Below are 14,971 nucleotides of genomic sequence, written 5' to 3'. Positions count from 1 at the left end.
CTCAGCCCCTCGCCCCGAACAGCCCCTGCGGGCGAAACAGCAGCACCGCGATGAAGATCGCGAATATGCCCATCTGGCCCAGCGAGTCGCCCAGGAACAGGCCCCCGATGGACTCCACCACCCCGATCAGCAGGCCGCCGACCAGCGCGCCCACGAAGCTGCCCATGCCGCCCAGCACCACGATGGTGAAGGCCACCAGCACGAAGCCGCCGCCGACCTGCGGATTGACGTAGTAGGCTGGCAGCAGGAAGCAGGCCGCCGCGCCCAGGCAGGCCATGCCGATGCCGAACGACAATGCATAGACCTTTTCCACGTCTATGCCCATGAGCTTGGCGCCCTGCTTTTCCTTGGCCACCGCGCGGATCGCCCGGCCCAGGTCGGTGCTGCGGATGATCCAGAACAACACCGCCGCCACCGCCAGCGCGCCACAGAAGGCGATGACCTTGGGCAAGGCGATCATGGCTGGCCCGATCTCCACGGTGGACAGCGTGTAGGCCGTGTCGATGGTGCGCGTATCCGACTTGAACCACACCAGCGCCAGGTTCTCCAGCACGATGGCCAGGCCCAGCGTCACCAGCAGGATGTTCTCGTCCTTGCCGTGGCTGGCGCGGTTGATCACGTAACGCTGCAAGGCGTAGCCCAGCGCGAACATGCCCGCCACCACCAGCGGCAAGGCGGCGTACGGGTCGATGCCCAGGCGGTCCTTCAGCAGATACACCGCGTACAGCGCCACCATCAGCGCCGCGCCATGGGCGAAGTTGATGATGTGCAGCACGCCGTAGATCAAGGTCAGGCCCAGGGCGATCAGCGCATACACCGCGCCCGTGGTCAGGCCGTTGAGCACCGACGAAAAGAGGATGGCGGGATCGAGCACGCTCAGGCCTTCAGCGGAAAGATGGCGTCGGCCTGGCGGTAGTCGGCCGGGATGACGACCTTGATGTCGCCGCCGATGACCTGCGTCAGCAGGGGCTGCGCGCCGGTGTTCTGGCCGTTCACGAACTTGGTCGGGCCGTAGGGCATGATGTGGTCCGAGAAGGTGCTGGAAGCCAGCGCGTCGATGATGGCGGCGCGGTCGGCCGACTTGGCGCGTTCCAGCGCGTCGGCCAGCAGCAGCACCGAGGTGTAGGTCATGAAGACCTCGTAGCTGAAGTAGGCGCCCTTCTCTTCGACGCGCGCCTTCAACGGGGCCACGCGCGCATCCTTGGGGTTGAACCAGTGGTTGCAGTCGAGGATGCCATTGGCGATGTCGGGGAATTCCTTCAGGAACTTGTAGCTGGAGGCCGCGCCGCCCAGCACCGAGTAGATCGCCTTGGGCTGCACCTTCTGCTGCTTCATGGCGCGCAGCAGCAAGGCATATTCGTTGTAGTAGTTGGCCGGGATCACGATGTCCGGATTGAGGGACTTCATGCGCAGCACGATGTTGTTGAAGTCGCGGGTGGGGTTCGGGTGCTTGACCACGTCCTTGACCTCGAAGCCATGCTGCGGCAGCGCCTTGGACAGCAGCGCCGCGGTGCCGGTGCCGAACAGCGAATCCTCGTGCACGATCATCACGGTCTTGGCGGGCTTGCCTGCCGCGTCGTTGAGCGCGGCCAGGTCGGTGATGGCGCGTTCGCTACAGGCGCGATAGCCCGGGCCGAAACGGAAAGTGTTCTTCAGGCCGCGCTCGACGATCTGGTCGGCCACGCCCACGTCCACCACGTGCGGCAGGTTGTACTTGGCGGCGGTCTGCGTGGTGGCCAGGCAGATCGCCGACGCATAGGCCCCGACAATGGCCGACACGCCCGCCTCGTTCATTTTCTCGACCTCGGCCGACCCCGCCTCGGGGCGCGACTGCGCGTCGCCCAGCATGGCTTCCAGCGGCGCGCCGCCCAGCGACTTGATGCCGCCGGCCTTGTTGATGTCCTCGATCGCCAGCAGCGCGCCCAGGCGGCATTGCTGGCCCGAATAGGCCAGCGCCCCCGTCACCGGATGCAGGATGCCGACCTTGACGGGTTTGGCGCCCTGGGCGCGTACCACCCATGGCGCCGACACCAGGGCAGCTGCGGCGGCGGATTGATAGAGGAAAGTGCGGCGCGAGTTCATGGGCGATCTCCGAGAGTTCAATGGAATTGGGCGGACAGCTCTTCGCTGACCCATACCTTGGCGTCGATGCTGCCGACGCGTGACAGCTGCAACTGGTACTGATAGCGATCGGGGCGATACAGGCCTTGCAGCAGCTGCACGGGCCGCTCGTTCACGTCGCGCACGATGCGCGTCACGGCCAGCAGCGCGGAGCCCACGGCCACGTCCAGATGGCGCGCCACCTGCGCATCGGCCAGCCGCGCCGAAATGGTCTGGGTAGCGCCGCCGAACTCCACGCCGGCCGCTTCCAGCAACATCAGCAGGGGCTCGCGCTCCAGGTCTTCGCGCGTGAAATCGGCCACGGCCTGCGGCACGTAGGTCGTGATGTGGGACAGCGGCCCGGCTTCGGTGCTGCGCACCCGCAGGCTCTTGTGCACGGGCGCGCCGGGCGCGAGGTCCAACGCTTCGGCCACCACGGGCGGCGCCGACACCAGGGCGCTGTCCAGCACCTGCACCGAGGTGCGCAGGCCCATGTTGACGATGTTTTCCAGCAGGCCGGTCAGATGGGCCTTCTGCGGCGGATTGGCCTTGGGCGCGCTGGCCGGAGTCGCCGGCGCGCGCAGCGGCCAGGTGCCCAGGCCGGGCCGGCGCGACACCAGCCCGTCGGCCACCAGCATCTCCATGGCCTTGCGGATGGTGATGCGGGCCACGTCGAACTGGTCGGCCAGCGCGTGCTCGCCTGGCACGCCGTCCTGATCGAAGCGCCCTTCCTGCACCTGTTCGCGCAGGACGAGGTAGATCTGGTGGTACTTCGGCAGAGGTAATGAGGTTCCCATGACGGGAACTCTAGGAGTGTCCTAATGTACCGTCAATGGAACAAATGGCTTTGAGGGTTGTTCTATCGGGAAAACACTGAGGGCGCGGATTCGATCCGGTTACGCCCGCGCTGCTTGGCGTAATACAGGGCGCGGTCGCTGCGGCTGAGCGCCAGTTCGGCGTCCGCGTCCATGGTGTGCATGGTCGAGATGCCGATGCTGACCGTCAGCGGAATATGACGGTCGTCGCCCAGCGAAAACGGCGCCGCCGCGATGCGCTGCTGCACCCGCGTGGCGAAGGCGTGCGCGCGCTCGATGTCGGTATCCGGCAGCACCACGGCGAATTCCTCGCCGCCGATGCGCCCCACCAGGTCGACCGCCCGCAGCTGGGCCCGCAGCGTGTTGGCGAAGTGCTGCAGCACGCCGTCGCCAATGGCGTGACCCCAGGTGTCGTTGATGCGCTTGAAATGGTCCAGGTCACACATCAGCACGGCGGCGCAATCGCTGCCCTGGCGCTTGATCCGGGCCAGTTCCGCGGCGATGCGCGACATGAAGTGGCGGCGGTTCGGCAGCGTGGTCAGGGCGTCGGTCGCGGCGAGTTCACGCAGTTCGAAATCAGCGCGCTTGCGGTCGGTGATGTCGGTCACGAAGCCGTGCCAGACCACGGTGCCGTCGGCCGCCTTGCGCGGACTGGCGTCGCCCTGGCGCCAGCGCAGGCCCTGCTGCGGCAGGCACACCCGGAACTCCAGGTGCCAGGGCGTCTGCGCCGCGGCTGCGGCCTGCAGCGAGGCGTGGTAGGTCGCCAGGTCCTCGGGATGGACGCGCTGCTCGATCGCCGCGGGGCTGGTGCGCACCTCGTAAGGCGTGAGTTCGAACATGTCCCAGATGCCCGCGCTGACGTACAGGAAGCGCGACCCGCCTCCGGGCCGCTGGCCGCACTGGAATACCATGCCCGGCACGGCGTCGGTCAGGTTGACCAGCAGGTCCGCCGTGCGCCGCAGGCGCTCCGACATCGCGCGCATGGCGCTGATGTCAGTGGTGGTGCCCATCATGCGCAAGGCCCGCCCCTGCGCGTCGCGGCTGACGACCTTGCCGCGGCTGCAGATCCACTTGTAGCTGCCGTCCTTGCAGAGGATGCGGTGCTCGACCTCGTAGCTCTCGGTCTTGCCCTCGAAATGCGCCTGCATGGCGGCGCGCACATAGTCGGCATCGTCTGGGTGCAGGCGCTTGTAGGAGTCTTCGATGCGGTTGGTGACTTCGGATTCGGCGTAGCCCAGCAGGGCCTTCCAGCCCGGCGAATAGGTGATTTCGCCGGTTACGACGTTGCGATCCCAGATCCCCGTGCCGCTGCCTGCGATGGCCATGGAGAGGTTGCGCGCCTCGGTACGCCAGCCGTCTTCCGCCGCCCGCTCCGCCGCCAGGGCCTCGCGCTTCTCGACGGCCGCGACGGCCAGCTCGGCGAAATCGTGCAAGGCATCCAGGTCTTCGTCGCCGAAATCCCGCGGCTGGGCATGCAGCAGCCGGAACGTGCCCAGCCGGCGGCCATCGCTGGCGCGCAGCGGGCAATCCACGGAGAAAGGGAGCGTACCGGCCGCGGTTGCGGGCAAGGCGCCCGCCTGGGCCTGCCAGACGCCATCGGCGTCGCTGCAGGCGACCAGCGCCATGTCCACGCCGAACTGCCGCCTGGCCAAGCGGACGAGCCGGTCCAGGGGGCCGTCGAGCCCGGCTTGCACATTTTCCGCGCCGCCGGCCGGCGCGCTTGCAGGAGGAACGTCACCTGTTGCTGGCATGTCTGGACCTGACTCAACACGAGATTCATAAACATGGCCATGCCGGTGGCCATGTCTGACATTTTGTCACGCTCTGCACCAAAATAGCATCATTTTGAACGATATGATCACCGGCCTATGGAACACCCTACCCGCGTGCTGCAACGCGCCTGGCTACTGCTGCTGGCCTTGCTGATCACCCTTCACGGCGGCCTGGCCCACGCCCAGGCGTTCGATCGCCAGGCGGAGAACGCCCGTTACCGGCAATGGCTGGAAGACTTCCGCGCCGACCTCCAGCGTCTGCGGCAATCGCCCGATCCGGCCAAGGCCGACATCGACAGCCTGTTCGCGAAGACCATCGTGCCGGGTTCCCGCGGCACCCAGCTGGTCAGGACGCTGGCGCAGGCGCCGGGCGACTCCACCAGCGGCGAGATCCACTACGCAGGCTTGCAACGTGTCTTCCTGGCCGCCCTGGCCGACGCCGTGGTGGCGGGCGACGGCGGAGACTACCCGGAAACGCAGGCCAAGTATCAGAAACAAGTATTGCGCGTGCGTTACATGCACGTGGATGGCGGCGGCCGTCTGGAATCCTTTTTCAACGACCCCGAGCACTTCAAACCCTACCGCCTGCCCGCGCCCGGCACCCTGGAGCGCGACGCCTACCCCTTCCTGCTGTTCGAGGAACATGACGGCAAGCTGCGGCTGGGCGGCGTGTCCAAGGAATTCTGGGAGCTGGTGAGGTTCATGGATACGCTGCAATATGCCTAGGCGACTGGTCCTGCTGCTGGCGGTCATCGCGCACGCCGGCCCAGCCCTCGCGGCCTGCGGCCCGGCCGCCGTCGATTTCACCGCGCCCGTGCCGCTGAAGGCGGTTCCCGTCTCGGTCGGCCTGGGCGGCGACCGTGTCCTGCTGGGCCGACAGGGCGAACGCATTGCCGCCCGCAACCAACCGGTATGGGTCGACGAAACCGGCGATCCACTGCCCCGGACCTGGATGGACAAGGTCGACTGGTCCGCTTACCGGCTGGACAACGTGTCTCGGGCGCCCGCCAGACTGTATTTCGACGGCGATGGCCGGCTGTGCCGCGCGGAATCCTATGAACTTCCCCGGCGCGGCGACGGCCCCCCCTTTCTGTCGGGCGGTTACACCCTGGAGTACGACGGCGCCGGCGCCCTGACGCGGGTGGTCGAGTACGAACAGACCGCGGTCCGCCGGCCCGCCACCTACGAGGCAAGCGGCCAGGCCTGCCTGAAACGCGATGCCCGGGGCGCGCTGACCGCCTTCACCAATGAGGCTTGCGAAGACAAGCAACAACCGGCCGCCGGCCGGTTCTATGCGCGCGACGCCGCGGGCCGCCTGCTGCGCGCCATCGATATCGCCGCGCAAGGCGGCGCGTTCCAGGTCCAGACCTATGATGCCCAGGGCAAGCCGGACCAACGTTATGTGCGCCGCCATTCCCCCGGGGCTGGCGCCAGATCCTACGCCCATGTAGCGCACGCCTCCCCTGACTCCCGCCCTTATCCGGTGCACCGGGAAGAGTTGAACCAGCTGTCCACCGAGGTGCCGGGCAATGACTGGCGCATCGTCAGCATCGCCGACGACGTGCCGCTGGACGACACGGACATGCAGTCCTGGAATCCGGACACGCAGACCATCCTGGCCCAGGGCGTGACCGATGCGCAAGGCCGCGCGCTGCTTGCGGCGGACGCGCAGGCGCGCGTCTGGCAGGCCATGCGCGACAAGCCTGGCAGGATCTTCTGGTACTCGGACTTGATGAGCCGGGTGCTGTTGCTGCCTGCGATGGACGAGGCCCGCTGGCGCGCCTGCGCCGATCCCGCGAATCAGGCCGCCGACGCCTGCGACTGAGGTGGCCGGGAGCCTAGCGCCAGGCTTCCGGTTCGACGCTGACCTCGCCCTTGTCGGCCGAGAAATACACCACGCCGTCCGAAATATTGGCATTCAGGCGCATGGTGCGCTCGGCCAGCTGGGCCAGCGCACGGGTCTGTTCCGAGGGCAGGTTCACGATCTTGAGGTTGCGCGTGCGTTCCAGCTTGTTCTTCACGCCGTCCCACCAGATCTTGCTGGCGGAACCTCCGTAGCAATAGACGATGACTTCGTCGGCGCGGCCACAGGCGCGCAGGATGCGGCGTTCTTCGGGCTGACCGACTTCGATCCAGAGCTTGACCGCGCCGGTCAGGTCCTTGACCCACAGGTCGGGTTCGTCGGTGTCGCTCAGGCCTTTGGTGAAGGCCAGCTCTTCCTGAGCGTGCAGGGCGTAGGCGACCAGCCGCACCATCATGCGCTCGTCGGTTTCCGAGGGATGGCGGGCGACCGTCAGCGCGTGGCTGCCGTAGTAGTGGCGGTCGGTGTCGGCGACGTTGAGCTCGGCCTTGTAGATGGTGGCGCGCAGGGCCATGGCGTAAATCCGGTGAATGTAGCGAATTGCTGAAGGCCGCCATGATAACGCCTGCGGCGCTGCGGCACGTCCACAGACGGCTGCAGGCGCCGGCCCGGCGGCGCTACACTGAACGGCTCCGCTTCGCCGCGCCCGCCACCGGACCCCGCCCATGACCGCCACCGCCGCCCTGCTCGCCTTTACCCTGGCCGCCGCCATCCTGACCGTCACGCCCGGCATGGATACCGCCCTGGTGCTGCGCACCGCCGCCGTCGAGGGCGGCCGCCGCGCGCTCATGGCTGGCCTGGGTATCGCCGCCGGATGCCTGGCCTGGGGCGTGGTGGCGGCATTCGGCCTGGGATCGCTGCTGCTGGTATCGACCCTGGCCTACGACACGCTGCGCATCTGCGCGGCGCTGTATCTGTTTTATCTGGGCGTGAAACTGCTGTGGGGCGCCCGGCCAGGCGAGCAGGCCGCACCCGATTCCGCGCCGCCCGCCCCCGCCGCGGCAGCCAGCGCTGGCGGCTGGTTCATGCGCGGCTGCCTGACCAATGCCCTCAATCCCAAGATCGGGATCTTCTACATCACCTTCCTGCCGCAGTTCATTCCCGCGGGCGCGGACGTGCTGCGCTTCAGCCTGCTGCTGGCAGGCATCCACGCGATGCTGGGGATACTGTGGTTTGGCGTGCTGGTGGCAGCGACGCGCCCGCTGGCGCGCTGGCTGTCGCGGCCGGCCGTGATGCGCGGCCTGGACCGCATGACGGGCGCGGTCTTCATCGCCTTCGGGCTGAAGCTGGCGCTGGAAAAGCGCTAGTTTCGGCCCCCCGCGCGCAGCGGGGGGATGCAAGCGGCCACCGGCTGCCAGCGGGCGGCCACCTGCCTCAATAGACCCCGATCGAATGGCGGGCCACGAAATGGCCCTCGCCCACGGCGACCAGCGGCTCGACCAGCGGATCGTCGCCCAGCTTGCGCATCGGGCTGGGGATCTCGTCGACCAGCAGCGAGCGCTCGCGGTGGCGGCGCTGCGGGTCGGCGATGGGCACCGCCGCCATCAACTTCTTGGTGTAGGGATGCTGCGGGTTCTCGAAGATGGCCCGGCGCGGGCCGATCTCGACGATCTGGCCCAGGTACATCACCGCCACCCGGTGGCTGACGCGCTCGACCACGGCCATGTCGTGCGAGATGAACAGGAACGACACGCCCAGCTCGCGCTGCAGGTCCAGCAACAAGTTGACGATCTGCGCCTGGATCGACACGTCCAGCGCCGACACGGATTCGTCGGCGATCACCACCTTGGGGTTCAGCGCCAGCGCGCGCGCGATGCAGATGCGCTGGCGCTGGCCGCCCGAGAACTCGTGCGGATAGCGGTCGATCATTTCCGGCAGCAGGCCGCACTTGTCCATCAGCCAGCGCACCCGGTCCTGGGCCGCCTTGCCGCGCGCCACGCCGTGGATCAGCAGCGGTTCCATGATGGAATAGCCCACCGTCATGCGCGGATCCAGCGAGGCGAACGGATCCTGGAAGATGAACTGGATGTGCTGACGCAGGGTCTGCATGGCGCTGCCGCGCAGCGCGCCGATGTTCTTGCCGTCGAATTCGATGCTGCCGGCCTTGCTCTTGACCAGCTGCAGCAGCGAACGGCCGGTGGTGGTCTTGCCGCAGCCGGACTCGCCCACCAGCGACAGGGTCTCGCCCGGATACAGGTCGAAGCTGACCTTCTCCACGGCGTGCACGCGCTTCTGCACCCGTCCCAGGATGCCGCCGGTGATGTCGAAGCTGGTGGTCAGGTCGCGCACCTTCAGCACCGGGCCGTTCTCGCGGCGCACGGTGGACGCGGCCGCGACGGGCGCGGCGGCGGCTTGCGGTCGCGCCGTGGGGTCGTCCACGCGCAGCAGCGGGAACGGCGCGGGTTCATCCGTGCCCTGCATGGCGCCCAGCCGCGGCACCGCCGACAGCAGCGCGCGCGTATAGGCGTGCTGCGGGCGGGCGAAGACCTCGTCCGAGCTGCCCTCTTCGACCTTGTCGCCGCGGTACATCACCAGCACGCGGTCGGCGACTTCCGCCACCACGCCCATGTCGTGCGTGATGAAGATCACGCCCATGTCCATTTCTTCCTGCAACTGGCGGATCAGCTGCAGGATCTGGGCCTGGATGGTCACGTCCAGGGCCGTGGTCGGCTCGTCGGCGATCAGCAACTGGGGCTTGCACGACAGGGCCATGGCGATCATGACGCGCTGGCGCATGCCGCCCGACAACTGGTGCGGATAGCGGTCCAGGATGGCGCGGGCTTCGGGGATGCGCACCCGCTCCAGCATGCGCAACGTTTCGGCGCGGGCCGCGGCGGCGTCCAGTCCCTGGTGCAGCTGCAGGGCTTCGGCAATCTGGTTGCCGGCCGTGAAACTGGGGTTCAGGGACGTCATGGGCTCCTGGAAGATCATCGCCACGTCCGCGCCGCGCACGCGCTGCAGCGTGCTGTCGGGCGCGTTGAGCAGATCCAGCACTTCGCCGCTGCGCCGGCGCAGCAACATGCCGCCATTGACGATCCGGCCGCCGCCATACTCGACCAGGCGCATCAGCGCCAGCGAGGTCACCGACTTGCCCGAGCCGGACTCGCCCACGATGGCCAGGGTTTCGCCGCGGTCGACGTGGAAGGAGACTTTGCGCACCGCTTCCACGGTGCGCTCGGGGGTCTTGAAGCGCACGGTCAGGTCGTTGACCTGGACGACGCGCTTGGGGTCCATTGTTGTTGCCATGGTGATTACTTTTCCTGACGCGGATCGAGCGCGTCGCGCAGGCCGTCGCCCAGCAGATTGAAGCCCAGCACCACCAGGAAAATGGCCGATCCGGGGAAGATGGACATCCAGGGCGCCTGGGTCATGAAGTTCTTGGCGGTGTTCAGCATCGAGCCCCAGGACGGGTTCGGCGGCTGCAGGCCCAGGCCCAGGAACGACAGGCTGGCCTCGGCGATGATGGCCGTGGCGATGGTGATGGTGGCCTGCACGATCAGCGGCGGCATCACGTTGGGGAACACGTGCCGGCCGATGATGCGCAGGTCGGACGCGCCCAGGGCGCGCGCGCTCTGCACGTAATCCTCGTTCTTGACTGCGAGCACCTGTCCGCGCGTGAGGCGGATGAACTTGGGCGCGGCCGAGACGCCGATTGCGATCATGGCGTTGGTCAGGCTGGGGCCGAGAAAGGCGGCCAGCGCGATGGCCAGGATCAGGAAGGGAATGGCCAGCAGCGCCTCGGTGGCGCGGGAAATGATGCTGTCGGTCCAGCCGCCGAAATAGCCGGCGGCAAGACCGAAGGGCACGCCCACCGCCAGCGCGATCAGGACCGACACCAGGCCCGCCATCAGCGAGGCGCGGGCGCCATAGACCATGCGGCTGAAGATATCGCGGCCCAATTCATCCGTGCCCAGCCAGTAGGACGCCGAAGGCGCCTTGCGGATGGTGGTGAAGCTGGTCTGGAAGGGATCGTGGCTGGCGATCAGCGGCGCCAGGATGGCGATCACGACAAAGAACAGCACGATCCCCAGGCCCAGCATGGCGATGTGGTTGCGCTTGAATTTGCCCCAGGCGCGGTTGCGGCTGCGGGGCGGCGTGACGGCTGCGGCCGTTGCAGGAATTGCGCTCATGAGTGCCTCAGGCGGGGATTGACCAGGATGTACAGGATGTCGGCCAGCAGGTTCATGATGATGAAACCCACCGCCACGCAGAGCACCACGCCCTGCACCACCGCGTAGTCGCGCGTGAAGACCGCGTCGACCACCAGCTTGCCGAAGCCCGGGATCGTGAAGACCTGCTCGGTCAGCACGGCGCCCGCCAACAGTTCCCCGAACAGCAGCGTCACCAGCGTGACAATAGGCATCAGCGCATTGCGCAAGGCATGGCGCAGCACCACGCTGCGCGGAGATACGCCCTTGGCGCGGGCGGTACGCACATAATCGGCCGACAAGGCTTCCAGCATGGCCGAACGGGTATGGCGCATCAGATACGCGGCGATGGCCGTGGACAGCACCAGGGACGGCATCAGCATGGTCTTGATCGACAGCCAGAAGTCCTCGGACGGCGACACATAGCCCGAGGCCGGCAGCAGCTTCCATTGCACCGACACCACCATGATGAGAATGATGCCAAGCCAGAAATTGGGGATGGACATGCCGGACAGCGCGGCGATGTTGGCGCCCATTTCGATGGGCTTGCCCTTGCGCACCGCGGCGACGATCCCCATGGGGATGCCTATCAGCAGCGCGAAGAACATGGCCATGGCGGCCAATTGCAGCGTGACCGGCAGCTTCTGGCCGATCAGCGTGGTGACGGGTACGTCGGTGCGCAGCGACTTGCCCAGGTCGCCTTGCACGACCTGCGCGGCCCAGGCGGCGTACTGCACGGGCAGCGGATCGTTGAGGCGGTACTTGTCCCGCAGGTAGTCCAGGACGGCGGGATCGCGCTCTTCGCCGGCCAGTGTCAGCACCGGGTCGCCGGGCAGGATTTTCTGCAGCATGAAGACGATCATCGACACCAGTATCAGTGTCGGTATCGCGACGAGCACGCGGCGCAAGATGAGTTTAAGCATATGAGAAACCGTAAGACAGGAACGGCGGACGGGACGCGCAGGATAAACCGCGCCCAGCCGCCGCAAACGACAACCGGACGCGCAAGGCGCGTCCGGCTGGCGCGGCGCTTGACTGCCGCGCCGCGATCACTTCTGCGCGTAGGTCACGCCTTTCAGGCGGATCATGCCGTCAGGATAAGGCGTGAAGCCCTTGACCTTCTTGGCCATGGCGAAGGGCCAGGGCTGGTAGTAGTTATACACCCCGGGCAATTCGTCCTGGATGATGGTCTGGGCCTGGTCGTAGATAGCGCGGCGCTTGGCCTCGTCGGGCACGGTGCGGGCCTCGTTCAGCAGCTTGTCCACTTCCGGGTTGCAGTAGTGGCCATCGTTCAGCGCGCCCTTGCAGGTGACGAAGGCGTGGATGTTGCCGTCCGGATCGACCCGGCCCGACCAGCCCAGCATCACGACCTGGAAGTTGCCGCCGGCCGATTCCTTTTGCAGTGCGGCGTACTCGGTCGGGCGCAGCGACAGGTCGAAGCCCGCCTCGGACGCCATGGCCTGCACGATCTCGGCGATCGAGGACGTGGTGGTGTTGTTGCCGAACATGACCTCGGCCTTCACGCGGTCAAAGCCCGCCTGCTTGAGCAGCGCCTTGGCCTTGGCGACGTCGCGCTTGGTCGGCGGGAACTTGTCGCTGTGGTAGGGGCTGGCGGGCGGGAACGGCTGCTGCGCCGGATCGAAGATGCCGCCGCCGGCCACTTCGCTGATGGCGTTGCGGTCGATGGCGTACTGGAACGCCTGGCGCACCAGCTTGTTCTTGAACGGATTGTCCTCGGCGCGCTTGCCGTTGGCGACGTTGAACATGAACTGCTGGAAGCCCAGGCCGGCCACCGGCGCGAAGGTCAGGCTGGCGTCGCTCTTGACCTGCGGCACATCGGAGGGATTCAGGCGCTCCAGCATGTCCAGGTCGCCCGCGCGCAGGTTGGACAGGCGCACGGTGGTGTCCGGGATCGGCAGGAAGGTCACGCGCTTGAAGGCGAAATCCTTGGCGTCGTAGTACTGGTCGAATTTCTCCAGCACGATGCGGTCGTTCTGGATGCGTTCGACGAACTTGTAGGGACCGGAACACACGGGCTTGCGGCCCACGGCGGCCACGTCGTCGCTGAAGGTCTTGGGCGACAGCATCATGCCGGCGCGGTCGGACAGCTGCGCCAGCAGGGTGGCGTCGGGCTTTTTCAGCGTCAGCACCAGCGTCGTGGCATCAGGCGCGTCGACCTTCTCCACGGAGGCCAGTTCGCCCTTGCGCAGGCTGTCCGGCAGGGACATGGCGCGTTCCAGGTTGGCCTTGGCCGCGGCGGCATCGAACTTGGAGCCGTCATGGAACAGCGCGTCCTCGCGCAGCTTGAAGGTCAGCACCTTGTTGTCGGGGCTGAACGACCACGAGGTGGCCAGTTGCGGCACGAAGTGCAGCTTGGGATCGATGTCGATCAGCTTGTCGCACAGCGAGGTGAAGACGATGCGGCCCACGTACGTGCGCGCCCGGTGCGGGTCCAGCACGTCCGGATCTTCCTGCAGGCCGATCCGGATGTTCTGGGCGGAAGCCGCGCCCGCGGCCAGCGCCAGCAGGCTGGCGCCGAAGGTCAAGGTCAAGCGTTTCATTATTTAGATTCCCCTTGTGGCTGCGCTATTGCGTATTAGAAGCCGACCGCCTGACCGTCGCGCCGGCTGTCGCTGGCGGCGACGTAGCCAAGCTCGTTGTCGTTTTCGGACATGCGCCAGATGAACTGGCCCGCGCCGAAATCCATGTACGGATCGTCGACCGACTTCAAAGCATGCCCGAGGTCTTTCAGGCCCGCAATGGTGGAAGCCTTCATATTGGTCTCGATGTCCAGCGTGAAATCGCGATTGACCTTCCAGCGCGGCGCGCAGCAGGCGGCCTGCGGATTCTGGTGATAGTCCAGCATGCGCACCACGGTCTGCATGTGGCCTTGCGGTTGCATGTCGCCGCCCATCACGCCAAAGCTCATGACCGGCTTGCCGCCGCGGGTCAGGAAGCCCGGGATGATGGTGTGGAACGGACGCTTGCCGCCTTCGACCACGTTGGCCGACTTCGGATCCATCGAGAAGCCCACGCCGCGGTTCTGCATGCTGATGCCGGTGCCCGGCACCACCACGCCCGAGCCGAAGCCCATGTAGTTGGACTGGATGAACGAGATCATCATGCCGTTTTCATCGGCGGCGGTCAGGTAGATGGTGCCGCCGGCGTGCGGACGGCCCGCCTCGAAATGGGTGGCGCGGTCCAGGCGGATGAGCTTGGCGCGGCTGTCCAGGTAGGCGTCGGACAGCATCTGTTCCGGCGTCACCTGCATGGAACGCGGGTCCGCCACGTACTTGTACAGGTCGGCGAAGGCCAGCTTCATGGCTTCGATCTGGATGTGCTGCGACTGTACCGAGTCCACCGGAATGTCGGCCATGTCGAAGCGCTCGACGATGCCCAGCGCGATCAGCGCGGCGATGCCCTGCCCGTTCGGCGGGATCTCGTGCAGCTCGTAGCCGCGGTAGGACTTGGAAATGGGCTTGACCCATTCCGGGCGGTAGTTGCGCAGGTCTTCCAGGGTCATGGCGCCGCCGCATTCCTGGCTGAAGGCGGCAATGCGCTCGGCCAGTTCGCCTTCGTAGAAGTCGCGGCCCTTGGAAGCGGCGATGCGGCGCAGCGTGTTGGCGGCGTCCGGGAAGCGGAAGTGTTCGCCGACCTTGGGCGCGCGGCCCTCGGGCAGGAAGGCCTGGGCGTAGCCCGGTTGCGATTTGAGCTCTTCGGCGGCTGCGGCCCACTTGTGCGCCACCACCGGTGGCACGGCGTAGCCGCGCTCGGCGATCTCGATGGCGGGTTCGAACAATTGCTCGAACGGCAGCTTGCCCAGTTTTTCATGCAGCGCGGCCCAGCCGGCCACCACGCCCGGCACCGTCACGGCGTCCCAGCCGCGCTTGGGCTGGATCGCCAGGCCGTCGGCGCCCACGCCGTGCTTGCGCTTGAAGTATTCGGTGCTCCAGGCGGCGGGGGCCACGCCCGAGGAGTTCAGGCCGTGCAATTCCTTGCCGTCCCAGACGATGGCGAAACAGTCGCCGCCCAGGCCGCAGGACACGGGTTCGACCAGGACGATGGTGGCGGCCGCGGCGATGGCGGCGTCCACGGCATTGCCGCCCTTGAGCAGCATGCGCAACCCTGCCTGCGCCGCCAGCGGATGCGACGTGGACACCACGTTGCGGGCGAACAGCGGAATGCGGACGGAAGGATACGGGTTGCCCCAGTCGAAGGATTTCATGTGGCTAGTCTCATAACGGGTAAGCGGCCGAAGTTACTCCCGTGGTTTAA

The 14,971-nt window shown here is 67.0% G+C and carries 13 protein-coding genes; 3 read left to right on the top strand and 10 right to left on the bottom strand.

Annotated features, from left to right (window positions below):
• Position 1 precedes the first annotated feature (1 nt).
• The 4 genes from HV793_RS11690 to HV793_RS11675 form a co-directional block, all read right to left on the bottom strand.
• Entirely contained in the window at positions 2–874 is an 873-nt protein-coding gene (locus HV793_RS11690) for a branched-chain amino acid ABC transporter permease (RefSeq protein WP_013393327.1), read from the bottom strand.
• A 2-nt stretch (positions 875–876) separates the two neighbouring features.
• The gene (locus tag HV793_RS11685) at positions 877–2,082 is read right to left on the bottom strand and encodes an ABC transporter substrate-binding protein (protein WP_119449510.1); all 1,206 of its coding nucleotides are present in this window, start codon (positions 2,080–2,082) and stop codon (positions 877–879) included.
• Positions 2,083–2,099: 17 nt separating this feature from the next.
• A complete protein-coding gene (locus tag HV793_RS11680; RefSeq protein ID WP_054456615.1) occupies positions 2,100–2,897 on the bottom strand; it encodes a GntR family transcriptional regulator in 798 nt (265 codons plus the stop codon).
• Positions 2,898–2,959: 62 nt separating this feature from the next.
• Positions 2,960–4,666 carry a sensor domain-containing diguanylate cyclase gene (locus HV793_RS11675; protein ID WP_054456614.1) on the bottom strand — a complete coding sequence of 569 codons (1,707 nt, stop codon included), beginning with the start codon at positions 4,664–4,666 and terminating at the stop codon, positions 2,960–2,962.
• Positions 4,667–4,783: 117 nt separating this feature from the next.
• On the opposite strand from HV793_RS11675, the gene HV793_RS11670 reads away from it, so the two are divergent.
• Both HV793_RS11670 and HV793_RS11665 read left to right on the top strand, forming a co-directional pair.
• Positions 4,784–5,413 (top strand): hypothetical protein, encoded by a 630-nt coding sequence (locus tag HV793_RS11670; RefSeq protein ID WP_175163263.1) that lies wholly within the window; start codon positions 4,784–4,786, stop codon positions 5,411–5,413.
• Positions 5,406–6,512 carry a hypothetical protein gene (locus HV793_RS11665; protein WP_175213213.1) on the top strand — a complete coding sequence of 369 codons (1,107 nt, stop codon included), beginning with the start codon at positions 5,406–5,408 and terminating at the stop codon, positions 6,510–6,512. The genes HV793_RS11670 and HV793_RS11665 overlap by 8 nt, the downstream gene beginning before the upstream one ends.
• A 13-nt stretch (positions 6,513–6,525) precedes the next feature.
• On the opposite strand, the gene HV793_RS11660 is transcribed toward HV793_RS11665, so the two are convergent.
• Positions 6,526–7,062, bottom strand: coding sequence for a YaeQ family protein (locus tag HV793_RS11660; RefSeq protein WP_119449507.1), 537 nt, complete (start codon positions 7,060–7,062; stop codon positions 6,526–6,528).
• A gap of 151 nt (positions 7,063–7,213) precedes the next feature.
• Here HV793_RS11660 and HV793_RS11655 point away from each other — a divergent pair, with 151 nt between their 5' ends.
• Positions 7,214–7,855 (top strand): LysE family translocator, encoded by a 642-nt coding sequence (locus HV793_RS11655; RefSeq protein ID WP_175213212.1) that lies wholly within the window; start codon positions 7,214–7,216, stop codon positions 7,853–7,855.
• A 67-nt stretch (positions 7,856–7,922) separates the two neighbouring features.
• Here HV793_RS11655 and HV793_RS11650 read toward each other — a convergent pair whose 3' ends face one another.
• The 5 genes from HV793_RS11650 to ggt all read right to left on the bottom strand — a co-directional run bounded on the left by HV793_RS11650 (position 7,923) and on the right by ggt (position 14,921).
• Positions 7,923–9,782, bottom strand: coding sequence for a dipeptide ABC transporter ATP-binding protein (locus tag HV793_RS11650; protein WP_119449505.1), 1,860 nt, complete (start codon positions 9,780–9,782; stop codon positions 7,923–7,925).
• A gap of 17 nt (positions 9,783–9,799) precedes the next feature.
• Complete coding sequence (locus HV793_RS11645) at positions 9,800–10,678, bottom strand: ABC transporter permease (protein ID WP_054456608.1); 879 nt, start codon at positions 10,676–10,678, stop codon at positions 9,800–9,802.
• Complete coding sequence (locus HV793_RS11640) at positions 10,675–11,619, bottom strand: ABC transporter permease (protein WP_054456607.1); 945 nt, start codon at positions 11,617–11,619, stop codon at positions 10,675–10,677. The genes HV793_RS11645 and HV793_RS11640 overlap by 4 nt, the downstream gene beginning before the upstream one ends.
• 126 nt (positions 11,620–11,745) lie before the next feature.
• A complete protein-coding gene (locus tag HV793_RS11635; protein WP_175182115.1) occupies positions 11,746–13,257 on the bottom strand; it encodes an ABC transporter substrate-binding protein in 1,512 nt (503 codons plus the stop codon).
• A gap of 35 nt (positions 13,258–13,292) precedes the next feature.
• The gene (ggt, locus tag HV793_RS11630) at positions 13,293–14,921 is read right to left on the bottom strand and encodes a gamma-glutamyltransferase (protein ID WP_054456605.1); all 1,629 of its coding nucleotides are present in this window, start codon (positions 14,919–14,921) and stop codon (positions 13,293–13,295) included.
• Positions 14,922–14,971 lie beyond the last annotated feature (50 nt).

This window comes from Achromobacter aegrifaciens, from assembly GCF_902859965.1.
In the GTDB taxonomy this organism is placed as follows: Bacteria; Pseudomonadota; Gammaproteobacteria; order Burkholderiales; family Burkholderiaceae_B; genus Achromobacter; species Achromobacter aegrifaciens.
Note: the sequence above shows the minus strand (reverse complement) of the source record. Positions and strands in the feature narration are given on the sequence as shown.

Excerpts from the sequence above, each read along its gene's own strand:
- HV793_RS11685 (WP_119449510.1), bottom strand. The coding sequence starts at position 2,082 with ATGAACTCGCGCCGCACTTTCCTCTATCAATCCGCCGCCGCAGCTGCC.
- HV793_RS11680 (WP_054456615.1), bottom strand. The coding sequence starts at position 2,897 with ATGGGAACCTCATTACCTCTGCCGAAGTACCACCAGATCTACCTCGTC.
- HV793_RS11675 (WP_054456614.1), bottom strand. The coding sequence starts at position 4,666 with ATGCCAGCAACAGGTGACGTTCCTCCTGCAAGCGCGCCGGCCGGCGGC.
- HV793_RS11670 (WP_175163263.1), top strand. The coding sequence starts at position 4,784 with ATGGAACACCCTACCCGCGTGCTGCAACGCGCCTGGCTACTGCTGCTG.
- HV793_RS11665 (WP_175213213.1), top strand. The coding sequence starts at position 5,406 with ATGCCTAGGCGACTGGTCCTGCTGCTGGCGGTCATCGCGCACGCCGGC.
- HV793_RS11660 (WP_119449507.1), bottom strand. The coding sequence starts at position 7,062 with ATGGCCCTGCGCGCCACCATCTACAAGGCCGAGCTCAACGTCGCCGAC.
- HV793_RS11655 (WP_175213212.1), top strand. The coding sequence starts at position 7,214 with ATGACCGCCACCGCCGCCCTGCTCGCCTTTACCCTGGCCGCCGCCATC.
- HV793_RS11650 (WP_119449505.1), bottom strand. The coding sequence starts at position 9,782 with ATGGACCCCAAGCGCGTCGTCCAGGTCAACGACCTGACCGTGCGCTTC.
- HV793_RS11645 (WP_054456608.1), bottom strand. The coding sequence starts at position 10,678 with ATGAGCGCAATTCCTGCAACGGCCGCAGCCGTCACGCCGCCCCGCAGC.
- HV793_RS11640 (WP_054456607.1), bottom strand. The coding sequence starts at position 11,619 with ATGCTTAAACTCATCTTGCGCCGCGTGCTCGTCGCGATACCGACACTG.
- HV793_RS11635 (WP_175182115.1), bottom strand. The coding sequence starts at position 13,257 with ATGAAACGCTTGACCTTGACCTTCGGCGCCAGCCTGCTGGCGCTGGCC.
- ggt (WP_054456605.1), bottom strand. The coding sequence starts at position 14,921 with ATGAAATCCTTCGACTGGGGCAACCCGTATCCTTCCGTCCGCATTCCG.